The organism is Curtobacterium sp. NPDC089689 (assembly GCF_044749145.1).
Taxonomy (GTDB): domain Bacteria; phylum Actinomycetota; class Actinomycetes; order Actinomycetales; family Microbacteriaceae; genus Curtobacterium.
Window position 1 is genome coordinate 120,276 of record NZ_JBIVHJ010000002.1, and the last position, 19,900, is coordinate 140,175.

Here is a 19,900-nt window from a genome sequence, read left to right on the forward strand (position 1 = left end):
GCGAGTCCGAGATGACCAGCACCCTGCCCCCCGTGGTCGAGCCCCAGGCCACCCGCGCGATCACCACCCGCGGCGGCCCACGTCCGCCGCGTCGCAAGCCCTCCGTCGGACGGGTGATCGCCTGGATCGCGATGATCGCCGTGATCGTCGTGACCCTGTTCCCGTTCTACTGGATCCTGCGCACCGCCCTGTCGTCGAACGGCGCGATCTCCGCCGACCCCACGTCGCTGCTGCCGACCGGGTTCAGCCTCGGCGGGTTCGAGCGGGTCTTCGGCCTGCAGTCCACCAAGGAGGCGCTCGCCCAGGGCGGGTCGGGTGCGGCGATCAACTTCTGGCAGTACCTGCTCAACTCGGTGATCACGGCGACGCTCATCACCGTCGGCCAGGTGTTCTTCTCGGCCGGCGCCGCCTACGCCTTCGCCCGCCTGCGGTGGCCCGGACGCGACAAGGTGTTCGCGGTGTTCCTCGCCGGGCTCATGGTGCCGACGATCTTCACCCTCCTGCCGAACTTCGCCCTCATCAAGTCGCTCGGACTCGTGGACACCCTGCTCGGCATCGCGCTCCCGTCCATGCTGATGACCCCGTTCGCGGTGTTCTTCCTGCGGCAGTTCTTCCTCGGCATCTCGCGCGAGGTCGAGGAAGCGGCGCTCATCGACGGCGCCGGCAAGGTCCGGGTGTTCTTCCGGCTCATCCTGCCGATGGCCTCCGCACCGATCGCGACGCTCGCCGTGCTGACGTACATCACCGCCTGGAACGACTACTTCTGGCCGCTGATGGTGTCCTACACGGACAGCTCTCGGGTGCTCACCGTGGCCCTGGGCGTCTTCAAGTCGCAGTCGCCGCAGTCCGGCACCGACTGGGCGGGCCTGATGGCCGCGACCCTCGTGGCGGCGCTCCCGATGATCGTGCTGTTCGGCCTCTTCGCCAAGCGCATCGTCAACTCCATCGGCTTCTCCGGCATCAAGTAGGGACCAGCTCATGACGAACCCCATCACCCGCCGCGCCCTGTTCGCCGGCGGCGCCTCGGCCCTGGCCCTCGGAGCGCTGGCGGCCTGCTCGAGTCCGAGCACACCGAACCCGCGGAGCGGTGCGACCGGCACGGTGTCGTACTGGCTCTGGGACGCGAACCAGCTGCCCGCCTACCAGGCCGTCGCGAAGGCCTTCGAGCGCGACAACCCCGACATCCGCATCAAGATCACCCAGCTCGGGTGGGCGGACTACTGGACGAAGCTCACCGCCGGGTTCATCGCCGGCACCGCGCCCGACGTGTTCACCGACCACCTGTCGAAGTTCCCGCAGTTCGCCGACCTCGACGTGCTGTACAAGCTCGACGACCTCGAGGCGACGAGTGCCATCCGCGACGACGACTACCAGTCCGGTCTCGCCCAGCTCTGGAAGGGCCGTGACGGGCACCGGTACGGCTCCCCGAAGGACTGGGACACCATCGCGATGTTCTACGACAAGGAGGTCATCGCGAAGGCGGGCTACACCGCCGACGACCTCGCCGCGTTGTCCTGGAACCCCGACGACGGCGGGACGTTCGAGAAAGCGATCGCCCACCTGACGGTCGACGGCAAGGGACGCCGCGGCGACGAGCCCGGCTTCGACAAGACCGACATCGCCGTCTACGGGATGAGTGCCAACGGGAGCGGCGGGGACGGCTTCGGCCAGACGCAATGGTCGCCGTTCACCGGGTCGATCGACTGGTTCTACACGAACTCGAACCCGTGGGGCAACAAGTTCCGCTACGACGACACCGAGTTCCAGAAGACGATCTCCTGGTACTTCGGGCTCGCCGACAAGGGCTACATGCCGAAGTACGGGGTGTTCTCGACGACGACCGGCCCCGACGTGCAGCTCGGCTCGAAGAAGGTGGCGCTGTCGTTCAACGGCTCGTGGATGATCGGCACCTACCTCGGGTTGCAGGGGATCGACGTCGGCATCGCCCCGACGCCCGCCGGGCCGATCGGGCACCGTGCGTCGATGTTCAACGGGCTCGGCGACTCGATCACGAAGCAGGCGAAGAACCCCGAGGCGGCGGCGAAGTGGGTCGCGTTCCTCGGCAGTGCCGCGGCGCAGGAGATCGTCGGCCGGGCGGGCATCGTGTTCCCGGCCCGCCGATCGGGGACGGACGCCGCGGTCGCGGCCTACGCGAAGCGCGGTCTCGACGTCACGGCGTTCACCGAGCAGGTCGAGGACGGCACGACGTTCCTCTTCCCGGTGACCCGGAACCCGGCCGACGTGCAGGCGCTCGTGCAGCCCGCGTTCGACGGGATCTACGCCAACGGCAAGCCGGTGTCCTCGCTCACGGCGGTCAACGAGCAGGTCAACACCCTCCTGGCGCTCACCTGAGTCGTCCGGAACACGCGGTCGTCCACGGGCCCGGTGCGGTGCGTGGACGACCGCGTTGACGGATGTTCCACCGTCAAACGAAACTGGCGCCGATGACCTCCCTCACCTCACTCGTCTACATGTCCGTCGCCGTCGACGAGCTCACCGACGCCGACCTCGTTGCGATGCTCCGCGAGGCACGACTCCGCAACGAGGCGCTCGGCGTCTCGGGCCTGCTGCTCGCCAAGGGCGGTCGCTTCATGCAGGTGCTCGAGGGGCCGGAGTGGAGCGTCGAGGACCGCTACGCCGCCATCGAGCGCGACCCGCGGCACACCGAGGTGCAGTCGTTGTCGCGCGAGCCGATCGGCGCGCGTCGGTTCGACGGGTGGGCGATGGCGTTCGGCGCACCGTCCGACGCCGACGTCCTCGAGGAGCCCGGCTTCAGCGGCTTCCTGCAGCGCCGAGAGGGGCTCCCGGCGTCGCTGTCCGGCACCTCCGCCGACTTCCTGCTGCGGTGGTTCCGTGGTCGTGACCTCGGCACCGGCCGGGAGGAACGGATCACCCTGGGCAGGCACGCCGCCTGAGTCGCGCGGCCAGCTGGGGCGCGGGGCGCTCCGCCGGGGCCCGTCGCCGCCGTCGAGGAGCGACCGGTCGTCCGGTCGCGCCCCTGGGCTCAGCGCGCCGCGACGAACCCGACCTCGAGCAGCAGGTTGGCGTGCGACCGCTGGTCACCCGTGGCGATGACGAGCCCTGTCTCCGGCGCCCGGATCGCGTCGTAGAACGCGAACCGGTCGAGCGTCCCGAGCGGCACGTCCGGCCCGAGGACCCGGCGGTACCCGTCGTGCGCCGCCACCGGGGCGTCCGGGGGTGGTGTCATCACGGTGGCCGCCTCGAACGGGACCGCGTCGAGGAGCGTCGTGAGGACCTCGTCGACGTCGAGCAGCCCCGGACGCCAGTTGAGGTGCACGAGTTCCGCGCGCGGGTGCATCGCGGTGGCGAACGGGTAGTTCCCGTCCGCGATGAGCACCCTCGAGCCGTGGCCGAGCGACGCCAGCGCGCTCAGGGTCGGGCGGTGCGTCAGGGTGTAGCGCAGCATCATGCCTCCGTGGGGCCGGTGATCGGTGGGCCGACCCGTGCGACGGACCCGCCGGCGACGAGTCGTGGGGCGACGAGGACGTCGACGGGACCGGCCGCGACGGACGCGCCCGACACCCGCCGCTCGGAGCGCCGCTCGTCCAGCCGCTCCCGGATCCGCTCGGCCGCCCGCACTGCGATCTCGTGCGTCGGCTGCTCGATGACCGTGAGCTTCGGCACGGTGACCTGCGCGAGCTCACGACCGTCGAAGCCGAGCACCGACAGGTCACGCCCGAGGCTGAGGCCCGACTCGTTCACGGCGATGACCGCGCCGATCGTGAGTTCGTGGTTGGCGCAGAACACCGCGGTCGGGCGCTCGGGGAGCACGAGCAACTGCTGCATCGCGGCCTGGCCGTTCGCGACCGTGAGCGGGCCGGCGAGCACGGCGTCGGGCGCGAGGTCGGCGCCGGCCTGCCGAGCGACCTCGCGGAAGCCGTCCACCCGCCCGCGCATCGTCGAGACGGCCGGGTCGCCCCCGACGACGCCGAGCCGCCGGTGCCCGTGGTCGAGCAGGTGCCGCGCCGCGAGGGCTCCGGCGCGGTGGTTGTCGAGGAAGACCCCGTCGACGACGAGGTCGTCCGCGCGCCAGTCGATCTGCACGACCGGGATCTGCTCGGCCGCCCGGGACAGCGCCTCGACGTCGTGCGGCGACGGCACCGCGATGATCCCGTCGACCATCCGACTGCGCAGGAGGTCGACCGCGCCGGCCCCGGCATCGGGGCTCGACGAGACGATGACGCTCGTCCCGGACGGCCGGAGCGCGCTTTCGACGCCGGCGATGACCGTGAGGTGGAAGTCGTTGTCGAGCGCGGGGAGCAGCACCCCGATCGTGCCGGAGCGGCGCGACCGCAGGCTCCGCGCGAAGGCGTTCGGCCGGAACCCGAGGGCCGACGCGGCGCGTTCGATCGCGCGGGCGTTCTCGTCGCGGACCGCACCGCCGTTGTAGAACTTCGAGATCGTCGCGAGCGAGAGCCCGGTCTCGCGCTGGAGGTCCTTGTACGTCGCCGTCACACGCGACCGCCCCGGATCGTGCCGTCCTCGTCCCAGAGGTCGTGCCAACTCGACGCGCCCTCCCAGAGGAACACCTGGCCCTTGATGAGCCGTGCCCCGCGGTCGACGTCCGCCATGGCCACGAGTTCGTCCGCGGTGAGCGGGTCGGTCAGCGCGCCCTCGAGGTTGGCGCGGTACTGCTCGGGCTTGACCGCGAACGGGATCGGTACCTGCCCGCGGGCGACGGCCCACTTGAGGCACACGACCGCGGGGTGGACGCCGTGGGCCTCGGCGATGCGGCGGACGATGGGGTGCTCGACGTCCACCGGGTCGTCGTCGGTGCGGTCGCGCTCCGGCCGCGACGGGGAGCCGAGCGGTGAGTACCCCACCGGCTGGATGCCGTTCGCGACGCACAGGTCGAACAGCTCCGGCTGCTGGAACGTCGGGTGCAGCTCCATCTCGTTGAGTGACGGCAGCACCCGGGCGTCGCGCAGGAGCAGCCGGAGCTTCGGCACGGTCGTGTTCGACGTCCCGAGGTGCCGGACGACCCCTTCGTCGACGAGTCCCTCGAGCACCCGCCACAGCGCGAGGTACGCGGCGTGGTCGTACGGGCGAGCCGATCGGTCCCGGTCCTCCGCCGAGGCGTGCGGCGCGTGGTGGTTCGGGAACGGCCAGTGCACGAAGACCGCGTCGAGGTGGTCGAGCCGGAGGTCACGGAGCGAACGTCGGACCGAGGCGACCGCGTCGTCGGGGTCGTGCGCGTCGTTCCAGACCTTCGACATCACGAACAGCTCGTCACGCGGGACGCCGCTCGCCACGATCGCCGCACCGACCTCGGACTCGTTGCCGTAGACGGACGCGCAGTCGACCAGCCGGTAGCCGGCCTCGAGCCCGCCCCGGACGGCTGCTGCGACCTCGTCCGGGCCGTAGCGGTCCGACCCGAACGTGCCGAGGCCGATCAGCGGGATCTGCGCTCCGGTGCGCAGCGTGCGGGTCAGCGTGTCCACGTGGTCCTCTCCCCGTCGAGAGCGGAACGTTTCGCTCCGCCTGGTGAGCGCAACACTAGCGCGCAGCATCCGGAACACGTAACGTTTCGTGCAGCTCGAGGAGGAGACATGACCGCACCGCACGACCTGCCCCGCATCGACCCGGACGGCCTGCCGGCACCCGTCGACGTGTCCGACAACTCCGAGGCGCTCGCGCGTGTCGCCGCCGTCGTCGCCGCGGGCCCGTACGACGCCACGTGGGAGTCGCTCCAGCAGTACGAGCCGCCGCGCTGGTACCAGGACGCGAAGTTCGGGATCTTCCTGCACTGGGGCGTCTACTCCGTCCCCGCGTTCCGGAACGAGTGGTACTCCCGCGACATGTACCGCGCCGGCACGCCCGAGTACGAACACCACGTCGCCACGTACGGCCCGCAGTCGGAGTTCGGCTACAAGGACTTCATCCCGTCTTTCACGATGGAGCACTTCGACCCGCGGGCGTGGGCGACGCTGTTCCGGCGCGCCGGAGCGCAGTTCGTGGTCCCGGTGGCCGAGCACCACGACGGCTTCGCGATGTACGACACCGAGCGGTCCCGCTGGAGCGCCGCCCGCATGGGCCCGGAGCGCGACGTGTTCGGCGACCTGCTCCAGGCCGTGGACGACGCCTTCATGGTCCGCGGGGCCTCGTCGCACCGGGCCGAGCACTGGTTCTTCATGAACGGCGGGACCCGGTTCGACTCCGACGTCCTCGACCCGCGCTTCATCGACTTCTACGGTCCCGCCCAGCGCGAGGAGACCGCGCCGAACGAGCGGCACCTCGAGGACTGGCTGCTCCGGACCGTCGAGGTCATCGACCGCTACCGGCCCCAGGTGCTCTGGTTCGACTGGTGGATCGAGCAGCCCGCCTTCGAGCCCTGGCTCCGGACCCTCGCCGCGTACTACTACAACCGGGCGGCCGAGTGGGGTCGCGAGGTCGTCATCAACTACAAGTGGAACGCCTTCGCCGAGGGCTCCGCGGTGTACGACATCGAGCGCGGTGCCATGGGCGGGACCCCGTCGTTCGTCTGGCAGAACGACACGTCGGTGTCGAAGACCGCCTGGTGCTTCGTCGAGGGGCACGACTACAAGTCGACGGCCGACCTCGTCGCCGAGCTCGTCGACGTCGTCGCGAAGAACGGTGTCCTCCTGCTCAACGTCGGGCCGAAGGCGGACGGCACGATCGCCGAGCCCGAACAGCGGTTGCTCGAGGAGATCGGCCGCTGGCTCGTCGTCAACGGGCAGGCCGTGTACGGCACCCGACCGTGGGTGATCCCCGGCGAGGGGCCGACCCACGTGCAGGCGGGGTCGTTCGTCGACGGCGACGCCCCGGTCTACACCTCGGCCGACGTCCGCTTCACCCGACGCGTCGACGCCACGGGCGAGTACGTGCACGCGGTCCTCCTCGCCCACCCGGGCGACGGCACCGCACGCATCCGCTCGTTCGGCAGCTCGGCGAACCTGCTCGGCCGCCCGATCCGGAGCGTCGAGGTGCTCGGCGTCGACGGCGAGGTCGCGTGGACGCAGACCCCGGACGCCCTCGAGGTCGCCGTGCCCGGTCCGACGACGCCGCACTCCGGTCCGGTGGTGAAGGTCCGCCTGCAGACGGAGGACGTGCCGGAACGCACCGACCACCTCCACGGCTGAGCCGCGTCGGCGCCGCCGTGGACGCGACCACCCCTCGGACTGGAGGCACGGTGCGGGCCCGCCCCGACCTCCCTCGCAGGCTCGGTCGGCGCGCCTCGCGCAACGCTCCGCGTTGCTGCACAGCGAGGCGCGCCATGCCGTCAGACTGGTGGCGTGAAACGCCGCGCACTGATCCTGGAGGCCGCCGCCCGCGAGTTCGAGCGTGTCGGCTACGCCGCCACGACCATCGCGGCGGTCGCCCGCGAGGCGGGCGTGTCCCAGGGTGCCCTGCACTTCCACTTCCCGTCGAAGGTGTCGCTCGCGCTCAGCGTGATCGACGAGCAGAACGTGCGCACGTTCGACGTCGTGAGCCACGTCGACAGTTCGCCCACGGAAGCGCTCGTCGCGGCGTCCCGGGGCATCGCGGGGATGCTGCTCACCGATCCCGTCGTCAGCGCCGGCATCCGTCTGTCCCTGGAGCGCGGCGAGTTCGGCGCGGCGACCGCCGCCTTCTACGAGCAGTGGATCGGCGGGATCAGCGACCTGTTCCGGCTCGCGATCGCCGCCGGGGAGCTCCGCACCGACCTCTCCGCCGAGCAGCTCGGCGCGACCGTCGTGCCGATGTTCACGGGTGTCCAGCTCGTGTCGGCCGTCCGGACCGGTCGGCACGACCTGTTCCCGGCCGTGGCCGCGATGTGGCGGATCGTCCTCGACGCCATCGCCGACCCGCGGCACCGCGACCGGTTGCTCGACGTCGTCGCCGAGGCGTTCAGCGAGCAGCCCGTCGGTCGCTAGGCTCGCGACGTGGGGGAGACGGCGGTGCTGCGCGCGGACGACCAGCGCGTCCCGGCACTCCTCGAGGCCGGGTGGCGGATCACCGCGCGCTCGTGGGCGGCGCAGCTCGACGCGGACCGTGCCGACCGCCGCGTGCTCCGCCAGCTCGTCGACCGGGTGGCGCCGGTCGTGGTGCAGGAGCTCCGCCCAGCCGACCTCCCCGCCGTCCTCGCGCTCGACGCCGCCACCGTCGACGACTACCCGGGGAGCGTGGCGACGCAGCACGAGGCGCTGACCGGGTCATCGGCCGCACTCTCCCAGACCCGGCGGGGGTTCGGCGCGTGGACGCTGTCGGGCGACCTCGTCGGCACCACGTACCTCGACGTCGACGGCGACACGGTCGAGACCGCGTTCACCGTCGTCGCTCGGGACCACCGCGGTCGGGGCATCGGCACCGCGCTCAAGGCGGCGTCGGTCCTCGCGCTGCTCGACGAACACGTCGTCCGCTTCCGGACCGGGGGCTCCGACGACAACCCGGCGATCATCGCTGCGGGCACCGCCGTCGGCTACGTGCGGGACGAGGAGTGGGTGACTCTCGAGCGGTGATGCTCGAGCGGTGACGATCGAGTCCGGGCCGCTCAGGCGTCGTTGAGCTCGCGGGAGCGGAACCACTTCAGGAGCCACGCCGAACTCGTCCGGTCGAACTCGGACGGGAAGTCCATGTCGCCGGTGAGGAACGGGCTGAACCCCTCCTGCTGCTCGACGTCCGCGTCCTCCAGCGAGCGGTAGGCCATCGCCCAGCCGTCGAAGCGGCGACGGTCGATGTCCTCGCGGACCAGCGACTTCACGTCTCCGTGCCGGGCATCGCGGGAGATCGCCGCGAACCGGTCGTCCACGCTCCACGCCGGGCCTTCGAGCAGCTGCATGAACCGGCCGTCCTTGGCGACGAGCAGCCCGGACACCCCGAGCGCCGTGTTGCGGATCCGCGCTTCGCGGAGCAGCTCCTGCATGTCAGCGTCGTCGAAGGGGACGTCAGCGCGGCTCATGTAGAGGATGGAGACGAGCACCGTCCCATCCTGGCGTCTCACCGCTCGACGCCCGAACGTTGTCCGGATCGCGCAGTCCGGGTGGCGGAGGCGATGCAGACGGTGACGACGAGCAGCGCCGCTGGCACGAGCATCGCCGCCTGCAGCCCGAGGTGCTCGCCGAGGAAGCCGAGGAGCGGCGGCCCCGCCAGGAACGCCACGTACCCGGCCGTCGCGACGACGGACACGCGCCGGTCGCCGTCCGTGGGGTGGTCGCCGGCGGCCGAGATCGCCAGCGGGAACCCGAGTGCGATCCCGAGGCCCCACACCGCGGCACCGATCGCGGTCACCACGGGTGACCCGGCCGTCACGACGAGCAGCACCCCGACGGTGCCGACGGCCGCACAGCCCCGGACGACCGGTGCTCGGCCGAAGCGTGCGACGAGCGGCGTCCCGGCGGAGCGACCGACGAACATCGCGAGCGCGAAGCCGGTGAACACGAGGGATCCGACGACCTCCGGCGCGTCGTGCCCCGAGGTCATGAGGAGCGGAAGCCAGTCGGACGCGGCGCCTTCCGCGAAGGCCATCGCGAGCGTGACCACCCCGATCAGGAGCACCTGCACGGTGAGCACGGACCGCAGCCGGGGCCGTGCCGACGGCTCGTCCTCGGCGGGCTCGCCGCGCGCCACCGGCCGGAGGTTCGTCGCGGCGAAGGCGGCCAGTCCGGCCATGGCCACGGTCGCGACGACGAGGTGCGCGGTGACCGGTGTCCGGAGCGCCGTCAGGCCGATCCCCGCCGCACCACCGACGACCGTGCCGAGGCTGAAGCAGGCGTGCAGCACCGGGACGACCGGCCGACCGAGCTGCCGCTCCACCGCGGCCGCCTCCACGTTCAGCCCGATCTCGGCGACGCCGGAGCCGAACCCGACGCAGAACAGCCCCGCCCAGACGCCCGCGGCCACGTGGGCCGGGGCGAGGAGTGCGACGAGCAGCATGCCGAGCACCGGCAGCGCACCGCCGACGAGGACGAGGGGCCGTGTGCCGGTGCGGCGGACGAGGGCGCCGGCACCGAGGATGCCGATCATCGACCCGAGCGACAGCCCGAGCAGGACGATGCCCATCGTCTCGATGCTCGCGCCGAGCTCCTCGCGGACGGCCGGCGTGCGAGTGATCCACGAGGCGATGCCGAACCCGGTCATCGTGGACGTGGCGAAGAGGGCTGCGCGGTGTCGGGCCCTCATCGCCCCATCAGACCGTGCCCGCGCGGCCGGGTCAAGCGCCGCGCCGCAGGACACCGAGTCGACGTGCCTCGTTGACCGCCGCCGTGCGCGACGACACCCCGAGCTTCGAGAACACGTGCACGAGGTGCGACTTCACGGTGGCGTCGGAGATGAACAGCCGCGCTGCGACGTCACCGTTGGACGCACCCTCGGCGACGAGCGCGAGGACCTCGATCTCCCGGGCCGACAGTGACACCTGCGGTGCCCGCATCCGTGCCATCAGCCGTCCGGCGATCGTGGGTGCGAGGGCGCTCTGTCCGGAGGCCGCTGCCCGGACGGCGGCGACGAGGTCCTCCGGTGGCGCGTCCTTCAGGAGGTAGCCGCTCGCTCCGGCCTCGACCGCGCCGAGGATGTCGCCGTCCGTGTCGTAGTTCGTGAGCACGAGCACGTACGGCGCGGCCTCGAGCGCCCGGATCCGGCGCGTGGCGTCGGCCCCGGTGGTGCGCTCGCCGAACTGCAGGTCCATCAACACGAGTTCGGGCGCGTGCTCCGTGGCGAGCTCGACCGCCCGGTCCGGGGTGGCGGCCTCGGCGACGACGGTGATGTCGTCCTCGCCGTCGAGCAGCGCCCGGAGCCCGGCGCGCACGACGGGGTGGTCGTCGGCGATCACGACGTGGATCACGGGACCTCCAGGGTGGCGACGACGGTCGTGCCGGCGCCCGGTGCGGAGTCGACGTCCAGGCGGCCGCCGAACTGGGCGACGCGGTCCGCCATCGCGCGCAGGCCGAACGAGTCGGACGAGCCCGCGCGGTGGTCGGCCGTGACCACGTCGAAGCCGCGACCGTCGTCCGTGACGGTGAGCCGTGCCTCCCGGCCGTCGACCGCGAGCACGAGCCGGACCGTCGCCGCCCCGGCGTGCTGCACCACGTTCGCGACCGCACCCTGCGCGATGCGGAGCAGCGCGGTCTGCACGTCCATCGGGAGGGTCACGTTCGCCGGGGCGTCCACCGTGACCGTCAGCCCGTCCGACGACCACTGCGTCTCGGCCAGTCGGCCGAGCGCCGCTGGCAGACCCGCCTCGAGCGCCGGCGGTGCGAGCTCGCGGATGAACCGGCGGGTGTCCGCGAGGCCGTCCGCGGCGGTCTGCCGAGCGAGTCGGATGTGCTCCGTACCCGGACGCTCGCCGTCGGCCCGTTCCGCGGCGTGCAGCAGCATCTGGATGCTCGACAGGCCCTGCGCCACGGTGTCGTGGATCTCCCGCGCGAGCCGTGCCCGTTCGGCGAGGACGCCCTGCTCGCGTTCGGTCGCGGCGAGGCGGTCGCGGGTGGCGAGCAGTTCGGCGACGAGCTGCTCGCGTTCCGACGCCTCGCGGGCGAGGGCACGGTACCCGAGCCCGATGAGGAGGGCGACGCCGGCACCGACGACCGGACCGACCACGCCGCCGACGGTGAAGCCGCCGTGGAGGCCGATCGCGACGATCGCGACGGCCGTGGCGACGAGGACGGCGACCGGCCCCACGATGCGGGGGAGGACGTGCAGGTACAGGAAGAACAGCGGGAAGACGAGGTAGGCGGCCTCCGGCACGAGGACGAGGAGCGCCGCCCAGAACACCGTCAGGGCGAGCAGCCACAGCGCTCCGGCACGCGACCGTCGCCCCTCGGCGACCCGGGCGACCCGAGCGCCGAGCAGGTAGACCGCGCCGAACGCCGCCGCGAGCACGAGCGACGGCAGCGCCCACGGCCCCCCGACGACCGCGATCCGCACGACGACGAGCGCGAGCAGCGCGGCGGACAGCACGTGCAGGCCGGTGCGGAGACCGACGAAGACCGGGGTGAGCGTGCTGTGGGCCATGTCCCCGTCAGCGTACGGTCGTCGCCGCGCACGGGGATCAACCGAAAGTCGGAGCGCAGGACCCTCTCGACCGCCGATGCCGGTCGCCGCCCTGGTCGCGAGGCTGGACAGCGTGGTCGTGGAGGGTCCGTGGCCGCAGGAAGGACCACCGTGTTCGTCGCCTGGCGCGATCTCCGGTTCGCCCGTGGACGCTTCGTGCTCATCGGCTCCGTCGTGGCACTCATCACGCTGCTCGTCGGGTTCCTCGCCGGACTGACCGGCGGCCTCGCGGCGCAGAACGTCTCCGCCGTGCTCGCCCTGCCGGGCGACCGGATCGTCCTCCAGCAACCGTCCGACGGGCAGCCGTCGTTCGCGGACTCGCGGATCGGCCGGGAGGCACTGGCCGGCTGGCGAGCGTCGGCCGGGGTCGACGAGGTGGTGCCGGTGGGCATCGTCCAGGGTCGTGCCGTGCGCGCCGCGGTCGACGGGACGGACGCATCCGCCGCCGGCGCCGCAGGGTCCGCCGTCGGCGCGACTGCGGACGGCGCCGCCGTCGGCGTCGCGCTCTTCGGCCTGCCGGCGTCCGCGGACCGTGGCGGTGTCGCAGCGCTCGCACCCCGCTCGGTCGACGAGGTCGGCCTCTCCGCCGGGGCCGCGCACGACCTCGGTGTCCGTGCCGGCGACCGCGTCACGATCGCCGGGACGACGTTCCGGGTCGCGACGGTCGGCGGCGACGCCTGGTACAGCCACACGCCGGTCGTCGCGATGACCCCCGGAGCGTGGTCCACGGCCGACCAGCGCCTCGGCGGGGACGGCGACCCGACCGTGCTCGCCGTCAGCGGTGACCCCGACTGGGCGACCGTCGCGGAGCGCACCCACACCTCGGCCGCGACACCGCTGGCCTCGCTGACCGCGCTCGAGACGTTCAAGTCCGAGGTCGGGTCCCTCGGACTCATGATCGCGATGCTGTTCGGGGTCTCCGCACTCGTCGTGGGCGCGTTCTTCACGGTGTGGACGATGCAGCGCTCCGGCGACGTCGCCGTGCTCAAGGCCCTCGGCGCGAGCACGCCGTCGCTCGTCCGCGATGCCCTCGGGCAGGCGCTCGTGGTGCTCGTCGTCGGCATCGGGGTCGGTACCGCTGCCGTCGTCGGGCTCGGGACGCTCGCCGGGGGGACCCTGCCCTTCCTCCTCAGCCCACTCACCACGCTCGTCCCCGGGGTGGTGATGGCCCTCCTCGGTCTCGCGGGCGCGGCCGTCGCCCTCCGGACCGTCACCGCAGCCGACCCCCTCACCGCACTGGGGAGCAACCGATGATTACCCTCGACGACGTCACCCTGACCTTCCCCGACGGCGACCGCCGCGTCACCGCCGTCGACCACGTGTCGCTCACCGCGGCGCCGGGCGTGGTCACCGGCATCACCGGGCCCTCCGGCTCCGGGAAGTCCTCGCTCCTCGCGGTCGCCGCGACGCTCATCCGGCCGGACTCCGGCAGGGTGCTGATCGGCGGGCCGGACGGTGCGCCGGTCGACGCCGCCCGTCTGTCCCGCCGCGAGGCCGCCGCGCTCCGACGGGAGCGGATCGGCATCGTGTTCCAGCAGTCGAACCTCCTGCCGTCGCTGACCGCAGAAGAGCAGCTGTTCGTGATGGGACACCTCGGCGGGGCGCGTGACGGGGGTCGAGCCGACCGAGCCGGTCGCGGCGGTGGTCGTCACCGGGTCGACCGTGCCCGCGTCGCGGAACTGCTCGACGCCGTCGGGCTGTCACAGCACGCGGACAAGCGCCCCGCGCAGCTGTCCGGCGGGCAACGGCAGCGCGTCGCGATCGCCCGAGCGCTCGTGCACGACCCCGACGTCCTGCTCGTGGACGAACCGACGAGTGCCCTCGACCAGGAGCGTGGTGGCGCGGTGATGGACCTCCTCGCCCGGCTCACGCACGAGCGCGGAACGGCGACGCTCCTCGTCACGCACGACCTCGTGCACCGCGGCGCGCTCGACCGGCTGGTGACGGTCGTCGACGGGCGGCTCGTCCCGGAGGCCGCCGGCGCCGCACTGCACGCGGCCTAGGATCGGGGCATGGCGACCGTCCTCCTCGTCCGGCACGGACGCACCACCGCGAACGCGACCGGCCTGCTCGCCGGACGCACGGCCGGGGTCCGGCTCGACGAGGTCGGACGGCGCCAGGCCCAGCGCACCGCGGAGCGCATCGCCGCGGTCCCGATCGCCGCCCTCGTCACGAGCCCCCTCGAGCGCTGCCGTCAGACGGCCCGCGCGATCGCCGACGCCCAGCGCGACACGCACGGCCACGTGCCCGAGACCACCGTCGAACGAGCGATCACCGAGGCCGACTACGGCGAGTGGCAGGGCCGGAAACTCACCGACCTCGCGAAGGAACCCCTGTGGCGCACCGTCCAGTCGAACCCGAGCGCGGTCGTGTTCCCCGGCGGGGAGTCCATGCCGACGATGCAGTCCCGCGCGGTCACGGCCGTCCGGCGCCTCGACGCCGAGGTCGAGCGGCAGCACGGGCCCGGCGCGGTCTGGGTCGCGGTGAGCCACGGTGACATCGTGAAGTCCGTGCTCGCCGACGCCTTCGGCATGCACCTCGACCTCTTCCAGCGGATCGCGGTCGGGCCCGCCTCGGTGTCGATCGTCCGCTACGGGGAGCACCGGCCCGAGGTCGTCGCGACGAACACCGAGTCGGGTGACCTGGCGTGGCTCGCGGCGGCCCCCGCCCCGAGCGGCGACGCGGCCGTCGGCGGGGGAGCGGGACCCGGTTCCGCGGCCGATGCGTCGGACCGGGATCCGGGGACCGCCGCTCCCTGAACGAGCGGAGCACGACGCTCCTACAATCCAGGTATGCCCACCATCGTCCACGGCTTCGACTGGCCGGACCGCATCGTCGTCGGCACGATCGGACGCCCCGGTGAGCGTGCGTTCTACCTGCAGGCGCGGGACGGCAAGCGCGTCACGAGCGTCGCCCTCGAGAAGGAGCAGTCGGCGGTCCTCGCCGAGAAGGTCGACGAGCTCCTGGACGAGGTCGCGACGGTCGACGACAACCGCTTCAGCGTCCCGGACACCGCGCCGGAGGAGCTCTTCGACGGGGACCCGCTCGACCAGCCCGTCGAGCCGGAGTTCCGCGCTGGTGCCCTGAGCCTCGGTTTCGACCCCGCCACGGCACAGGTCGTCATCGAGGCCTACCCGATCGACGACGAGGTCGAGATCGTCGCCGAGGAGACCGGCGAGGACGGCGAGGTCGAGGCGGTGGTCGAGATCCCCGAGCCCGCGGAGCTGTTCCAGGTGAAGATCCCGGTCGGCACCGCCCGCGCCTTCGTCGAGCGCACCCGCGAGGTCGTCGCCGCCGGACGCCCACCCGGGGTGGCATGAGCGAGGTCACGATCCGCGCCCGGATCCGCGAGGCGTCCAACGCGACCTTCCTCGCCGACCTCGACGGCGAGGCCGTCGTCTACAAGCCGATCGAGGGCGAGCGCCCCCTGTGGGACTTTCCGGACGGCACGCTCGCCGGCCGTGAGGTCGCGGCGTACCTCGTCTCGGAGGCGTTCGGCTGGGGCGTCGTCCCGCCGACCTGGCTCGGCGACGGGCCGTTCGGCCCCGGCATGCTCCAGCGCTGGCAGGACGTCGACCCGGAGCAGGACGCGGTCGACATCGTCGCGCCGGACGTCGCCGAGGCGCCGGGGTCCCCGTGGCTGCCCGTCCTCGAGGCGATCGACGAGCACGAGCAGCCCGTGACGCTCGTGCACGAGGACTCCGAGCAGCTCCGACGCATGGCGGTGTTCGACGTCGTCGTGAACAACGCCGACCGCAAGGGCGGGCACGTGCTCGCGATGCCGGACGGCCACCGGTACGGCGTCGACCACGGCCTGACCTTCCACGTCGAGCACAAGCTCCGCACGGTGCTGTGGGGCTGGATCGGCGAACCCCTGACCCCCGACGAACTCGAGGGCATCGACCGGGTCTCCGGCGCGCTCAGCGGCGACCTCGGTCGTGCGCTGCGGGAACACCTCACGGGGCAGGAGGTCGACACGATCGCGGCGCGGTGCGCTGCGCTCCGCGCCGTCGGGATCTTCCCGCCGCCGCCCGGCCACGGCTCGGCCGTGCCCTGGCCGCTGTTCTGAGCCGATCCCGCCCGACCGTGCCGGCCCGGCTCGATCGTGCTGTCGCGCTCCGACGCGGCGTGAGCGGGTGACGGCCTGGAGGCCCGTGGCGGCGCCGACACGGGCCTCCAGGCCGTCACGGGATCGGCTCAGAACGACCAGTCGTTGCGGCCGTACCCGCCGAAGAGGCCGCCGCCGAGGGCGCTGCCGCCGTACGCGCCACCGCCGCGTCGCGAACCCAGGTAGGAGCCGACCACGGCGACCCCGAGGTCGTCGTTCTCCGGCGCCACGACCGTGCCGTCCACCCGTTTCGCCATCGCGTCGATGAACCGGGCGAGCCCCGGGTCGTCGCCGAGCCGGAAGAAGGTGGTCTGGGCGCCGAGCCGTCCGGCGTTCTCGAGCTCGCGGACGGAGAGCGCGATCGTGATCGGGTCGGGCGGGTAGTTGAACCAGACCTGCCCGTTCGGCTCCAGGTGCGACGTGGGCTCGCCGTCGGTGACGATCAGCAGCACCGGCTGTGCGGTCGGGTGCTTCCGGAAGTGCCGGTTCGCGAGGAGCAGCGCGTGGTGCAGGTTCGTGCCCTTGTCCCACATCGCGTCGAGTCCGACGAGCTGTTCGATGTCCATCACCTCGGCCTCGCGGCCGAACGCGATCAGCTGCAGGTCGTCGCCGCGGAACCGGGTGGACACGAGGGTGTGCAGGGCGAGGGCGGTGCGCTTCATCGGGACCCAGCGGTCCTCCATCGCCATCGAGAAGGAGGTGTCGACGAGCAGCGCCACGCAGGCCTGCGTCCGGGCCTCGGTCTCCTGCACCTCGACGTCGTCGATCTCCAGCCGCACGCCGGGACCGGAGCGTCCGGCCGCCGCGGTGCGCACGAGGGCGTTCGTGATCGAGCGCGTGACGTCCCACGGCTCGGTGTCGCCGTACTCCCACGGACGCGTCGCGCCGGACGGCTCGCCCGAGGCGCCGGATCGTCGGAGGTCGCGCGCGCCCTGACGGCCGGACATCCGCTCGGCGACGTCCTTGAGGAGGCTCTTCCCGAGCTGCCGCATCGCCTTCGGGGTGAGTTGCAGCTGCCCGTCCGGACCGCGTCGGACGGTGCCCGAGTTGCGGAGCGCCTTCTCGAGCTGCTGCAGCGTCCGGGCGTCGACGGCCGCCTCGTCGCCGAGCTGCCGCGAGAGCGCGTCGAGGTCGAGGTCGTCGAGGTCCGAGCCGGGCCCGCTCTGCGCGAGCTGCTCGGCGAGTGCGTCGAGATCGGCGATGTCCTGGAAGACCCCGGTGCCGTCGCCGAGCCCGAGCCCCTGGTCGCCGTCCATCCGCTCGGACCCGCCCCAGTCCTCACCGGGGCGGAGAGCGCGGAGGTTGCCGTCGAGCTGGCTCAGCTGCCCCATGAGGTCGGGGGAGCCGAACGCCTGCTGGGCCAGTGCGTCGAGCTCGTCCCGCTGCTCCTGGGTCATCGAGTTGCGCATCCGCTGGGCGGCCGCGGCACGGGCGGCGAGGTCGTCGAGGAGCTCGTCGACGTCCTTCGGGTTCGACGGGAAGTGCTGTCCGTGCTTCGCCATGAAGTCGTCGAACTGCTCCTGCGTGTCCGTCCCGGCGCGGTGCGACTCGAGCAGTTCGTTGAGGTCGCGCATCATCTCCGAGACGGCGGCGCGGTCCTCGTCGGTGGCGTTCTCGAGCGCCTGCTTCATCCCCGCGAAACGCTGGTCGAGGACCTCGCGGCCGAGGAGGTCCTTGATCTCCTCGTACTTCCGGCGGGCGGTCGGGCTCGTCCAGTCGTAGCCGCCGAGCTCCTGCACGGCTGCGGCGGGCGACGGCGGGAGACTGTCGAGCTGCATCTCGGCGAGGGCGCGGTCGCCGTCGTCGATGTCGACGTTGCGTGCCAGTTCGCCGCGTTCGGCGAGCACGGCCTCGTCGAGGAGCTGCTTCACCTGCTGCAGCGTGCCGTCGAGGTTGTTCCGGCTCGTGAGGTCACGGCGCCGTTCGGCCACGCGACGCATGAGGTCGTCGAGGCCCCGCTGTGTCCGACCGCCGCGGCGCAGGAATTCCCGCAGCGCACGCTCGGGCGAGGTGCCGCCCATGACGTCCTCGCCGATGGCGTCGAGCGCCTCGGAAAGGTCGACCGGTGGGGCGAGCGGGTCCGGGCCGCCCTCGTACCTCCCGTAGCGGGCGTCCCGGGTGAGGCGTCGGTTCTGGCGGCTAGCCATAGACGGCCTCGCCCCCTCCCGACTCCTTGCTGATCTTCCGGGCGAGGAACAACCCCTCGAGCGCGAGTTCGATCGCCCCGGCCCGTTCACCGTCGTCGTTCGCCCCGAGCCGCTCGCACACCTGGTCGTACACGTCGGACTCCCCGATGGACGGCAGCCCCTCGAGGAAGTCGCGCGCGCTGACCTGCTCGCCGGTCGTGACCATCGTGCCGCCGTCGAGGGCCTCGACCAGGACGCCGAAGTCGATGCCGCGGAAGCGCTCGCGGACGGTCTCGGCCGTGGCGGTGCGGAGCAGGTGTTCGAGGACCTCGTCGGCGCGGTCTTCTTCACCGTTCTCGAACTCGATCTTGCCGCCGAGGACGTCGACGGCGGTCTCGAGGTCGATCGGGCGGGCGACCGGGTGCTCCTCGCCCTGGCGCGCCGCTCGGTGCACGGCAGCCGCGGAGACCGTCTCGGCGCCGGCGATCGCGAAGCGGGCGCTGACTCCGCTGCGCTGGTCGACCGCGCTCGACTGCCGGAGTGCCCGGGTGAACCGCGCGAGGATCTCGATGAGCGCGTCGGGCACGTCGGCCGTGATCGCGGCCTCCTGCTTGATGACGGCGATCTCGTCCGCGAGCTCGATCGGGTAGTGCGTGCGGATCTCGGCGCCGAACCGGTCCTTCAGCGGGGTGATGATCCGGCCGCGGTTCGTGTAGTCCTCGGGGTTGGCGCTCGCCACGACGAGCACGTCGAGCGGCAGCCGCAGGACGTAGCCGCGGATCTGGACGTCCCGCTCCTCCATCACGTTGAGCATCGCGACCTGGATGCGCTCGGCGAGGTCGGGCAGCTCGTTGATCGCGACGATGCCCCGGTGTCCGCGCGGGACCAGGCCGAAGTGGATCGTCTCGGGGTCACCGAGGCTGCGGCCCTCCGCGACCTTCATCGGGTCGACGTCGCCGATGAGGTCCGCGACGCTCGTGTCGGGCGTCGCGAGCTTCTCGACGTAGCGGTCGTCACGGTGCCGCCACTCGATCGGCATCGCGTCGCCGAGGTCGGCCGCCCGCGAGGTGCTGGCGGTCGTGATCGGCTCGAACGGGTGCTCACCGAGCTCGGAGCCGGCGATCACCGGCGTCCACTCGTCGAGCAGCCCCTGCAGGGTGCGGAGCAGTCGGGTCTTGCCCTGACCGCGTTCGCCGAGCAGGACGACGTCGTGCCCGGCGATCAGGGCGCGTTCGAGCTGCGGGATCACGGTGGTCTCGAAGCCGTGCAGGCCGGGCCACGGGTCGCGGCCCTCGCGGAGGGCCTGGAGGAGGTTGTCGCGGATCTCGGCGCGGACCGACTTCTGGACGTGACCAGAAGCGCGGAGCTCGCCGACCGTACGGATGTCAGGTCGGGTCACGTCGCCGACGTTACGCCGCGTCTCCGACACGCACCACCGGCGGTCTCGGGGCGACCAGCAAGCGGTCGGGCCCACGCCGCCGGTTCCGGGGCGACGCGCCAGCGGCGGTCCGGCCGTGCCGGTGGGGAGAGGCGCGTGGCGGGCCCGCCCCGTCCTCCCTCGCAGGCTCGGTCGGCGCGCCCCGCGCAACGCTCCGCGTTGCCGCTGAGCGGGGCGCGCCAGTCCGCTTGTGGGTTGTCATTGCACTTGCGATGATTG

General features: G+C 72.5%; 20 protein-coding genes. 11 read left to right on the forward strand and 9 right to left on the reverse strand.

The window, feature by feature from the left end:
• Positions 1-11: 11 nt before the first annotated feature.
• The 3 genes from ACIPYW_RS08750 to ACIPYW_RS08760 all read left to right on the forward strand — a co-directional run bounded on the left by ACIPYW_RS08750 (position 12) and on the right by ACIPYW_RS08760 (position 2,915).
• The gene (locus ACIPYW_RS08750) at positions 12-968 is read left to right on the forward strand and encodes a carbohydrate ABC transporter permease (protein ID WP_400412697.1); all 957 of its coding nucleotides are present in this window, start codon (positions 12-14) and stop codon (positions 966-968) included.
• A 10-nt stretch (positions 969-978) separates the two neighbouring features.
• On the forward strand, positions 979-2,352 hold the full coding sequence (locus ACIPYW_RS08755) for an ABC transporter substrate-binding protein (protein WP_400412698.1): 1,374 nt from the start codon (positions 979-981) through the stop codon (positions 2,350-2,352).
• 92 nt (positions 2,353-2,444) lie between these two features.
• Positions 2,445-2,915, forward strand: coding sequence for a BLUF domain-containing protein (locus tag ACIPYW_RS08760; protein WP_400412699.1), 471 nt, complete (start codon positions 2,445-2,447; stop codon positions 2,913-2,915).
• An 89-nt stretch (positions 2,916-3,004) separates the two neighbouring features.
• On the opposite strand, the gene ACIPYW_RS08765 is transcribed toward ACIPYW_RS08760, so the two are convergent.
• The 3 genes from ACIPYW_RS08765 to ACIPYW_RS08775 are packed head-to-tail and all read right to left on the reverse strand — an operon-like array spanning position 3,005 to position 5,462.
• Positions 3,005-3,430, reverse strand: a complete 426-nt coding sequence (locus ACIPYW_RS08765; protein WP_400412700.1) for an RbsD/FucU domain-containing protein — start codon at positions 3,428-3,430, stop codon at positions 3,005-3,007.
• Positions 3,427-4,476 (reverse strand): LacI family DNA-binding transcriptional regulator, encoded by a 1,050-nt coding sequence (locus ACIPYW_RS08770; RefSeq protein ID WP_400412701.1) that lies wholly within the window; start codon positions 4,474-4,476, stop codon positions 3,427-3,429. The genes ACIPYW_RS08765 and ACIPYW_RS08770 overlap by 4 nt, the downstream gene beginning before the upstream one ends.
• Complete coding sequence (locus tag ACIPYW_RS08775) at positions 4,473-5,462, reverse strand: aldo/keto reductase (protein WP_400412702.1); 990 nt, start codon at positions 5,460-5,462, stop codon at positions 4,473-4,475. The genes ACIPYW_RS08770 and ACIPYW_RS08775 overlap by 4 nt, the downstream gene beginning before the upstream one ends.
• 108 nt (positions 5,463-5,570) lie before the next feature.
• Between ACIPYW_RS08775 and ACIPYW_RS08780 the strand changes: the two genes are divergently transcribed.
• The 3 genes from ACIPYW_RS08780 to ACIPYW_RS08790 all read left to right on the forward strand — a co-directional run bounded on the left by ACIPYW_RS08780 (position 5,571) and on the right by ACIPYW_RS08790 (position 8,480).
• Complete coding sequence (locus tag ACIPYW_RS08780) at positions 5,571-7,121, forward strand: alpha-L-fucosidase (RefSeq protein WP_400412703.1); 1,551 nt, start codon at positions 5,571-5,573, stop codon at positions 7,119-7,121.
• A gap of 153 nt (positions 7,122-7,274) precedes the next feature.
• Positions 7,275-7,895 carry a ScbR family autoregulator-binding transcription factor gene (locus tag ACIPYW_RS08785; protein WP_400412705.1) on the forward strand — a complete coding sequence of 207 codons (621 nt, stop codon included), beginning with the start codon at positions 7,275-7,277 and terminating at the stop codon, positions 7,893-7,895.
• A gap of 9 nt (positions 7,896-7,904) precedes the next feature.
• Positions 7,905-8,480, forward strand: a complete 576-nt coding sequence (locus tag ACIPYW_RS08790) for a GNAT family N-acetyltransferase (protein WP_400412707.1) — start codon at positions 7,905-7,907, stop codon at positions 8,478-8,480.
• A 32-nt stretch (positions 8,481-8,512) separates the two neighbouring features.
• Here the strand turns inward: ACIPYW_RS08790 and ACIPYW_RS08795 are convergent, their stop codons facing one another.
• Genes ACIPYW_RS08795 through ACIPYW_RS08810 form a run of 4 tightly spaced genes read right to left on the reverse strand, consistent with a single transcriptional unit; the run spans position 8,513 to position 11,970 of the window.
• Entirely contained in the window at positions 8,513-8,941 is a 429-nt protein-coding gene (locus ACIPYW_RS08795) for a BLUF domain-containing protein (RefSeq protein ID WP_058725964.1), read from the reverse strand.
• Between the two features lie 17 nt (positions 8,942-8,958).
• A complete protein-coding gene (locus ACIPYW_RS08800) occupies positions 8,959-10,140 on the reverse strand; it encodes an MFS transporter (protein WP_400412708.1) in 1,182 nt (393 codons plus the stop codon).
• A gap of 31 nt (positions 10,141-10,171) precedes the next feature.
• Positions 10,172-10,801 carry a response regulator gene (locus tag ACIPYW_RS08805; protein ID WP_400412709.1) on the reverse strand — a complete coding sequence of 210 codons (630 nt, stop codon included), beginning with the start codon at positions 10,799-10,801 and terminating at the stop codon, positions 10,172-10,174.
• Entirely contained in the window at positions 10,798-11,970 is a 1,173-nt protein-coding gene (locus ACIPYW_RS08810; protein WP_400412710.1) for a sensor histidine kinase, read from the reverse strand. The genes ACIPYW_RS08805 and ACIPYW_RS08810 overlap by 4 nt, the downstream gene beginning before the upstream one ends.
• A 150-nt stretch (positions 11,971-12,120) precedes the next feature.
• On the opposite strand from ACIPYW_RS08810, the gene ACIPYW_RS08815 reads away from it, so the two are divergent.
• The 5 genes from ACIPYW_RS08815 to ACIPYW_RS08835 are packed head-to-tail and all read left to right on the forward strand — an operon-like array spanning position 12,121 to position 16,078.
• On the forward strand, positions 12,121-13,263 hold the full coding sequence (locus tag ACIPYW_RS08815) for an ABC transporter permease (RefSeq protein WP_400413577.1): 1,143 nt from the start codon (positions 12,121-12,123) through the stop codon (positions 13,261-13,263).
• Positions 13,260-14,012 (forward strand): ABC transporter ATP-binding protein, encoded by a 753-nt coding sequence (locus tag ACIPYW_RS08820; protein ID WP_400412711.1) that lies wholly within the window; start codon positions 13,260-13,262, stop codon positions 14,010-14,012. Before ACIPYW_RS08815 ends, ACIPYW_RS08820 begins: the two co-directional genes overlap by 4 nt.
• Positions 14,013-14,021: 9 nt before the next feature.
• Positions 14,022-14,768, forward strand: coding sequence for a histidine phosphatase family protein (locus ACIPYW_RS08825; RefSeq protein ID WP_400412713.1), 747 nt, complete (start codon positions 14,022-14,024; stop codon positions 14,766-14,768).
• A 33-nt stretch (positions 14,769-14,801) separates the two neighbouring features.
• Complete coding sequence (locus ACIPYW_RS08830; RefSeq protein ID WP_400412714.1) at positions 14,802-15,329, forward strand: DUF3090 domain-containing protein; 528 nt, start codon at positions 14,802-14,804, stop codon at positions 15,327-15,329.
• Complete coding sequence (locus ACIPYW_RS08835) at positions 15,326-16,078, forward strand: SCO1664 family protein (protein WP_400412715.1); 753 nt, start codon at positions 15,326-15,328, stop codon at positions 16,076-16,078. Before ACIPYW_RS08830 ends, ACIPYW_RS08835 begins: the two co-directional genes overlap by 4 nt.
• A gap of 128 nt (positions 16,079-16,206) precedes the next feature.
• Here ACIPYW_RS08835 and ACIPYW_RS08840 read toward each other — a convergent pair whose 3' ends face one another.
• Positions 16,207-18,264, reverse strand: coding sequence for a VWA domain-containing protein (locus ACIPYW_RS08840; protein ID WP_400412716.1), 2,058 nt, complete (start codon positions 18,262-18,264; stop codon positions 16,207-16,209).
• On the reverse strand, positions 18,257-19,642 hold the full coding sequence (locus tag ACIPYW_RS08845; protein ID WP_290134114.1) for an AAA family ATPase: 1,386 nt from the start codon (positions 19,640-19,642) through the stop codon (positions 18,257-18,259). The genes ACIPYW_RS08840 and ACIPYW_RS08845 overlap by 8 nt, the downstream gene beginning before the upstream one ends.
• Positions 19,643-19,900 lie beyond the last annotated feature (258 nt).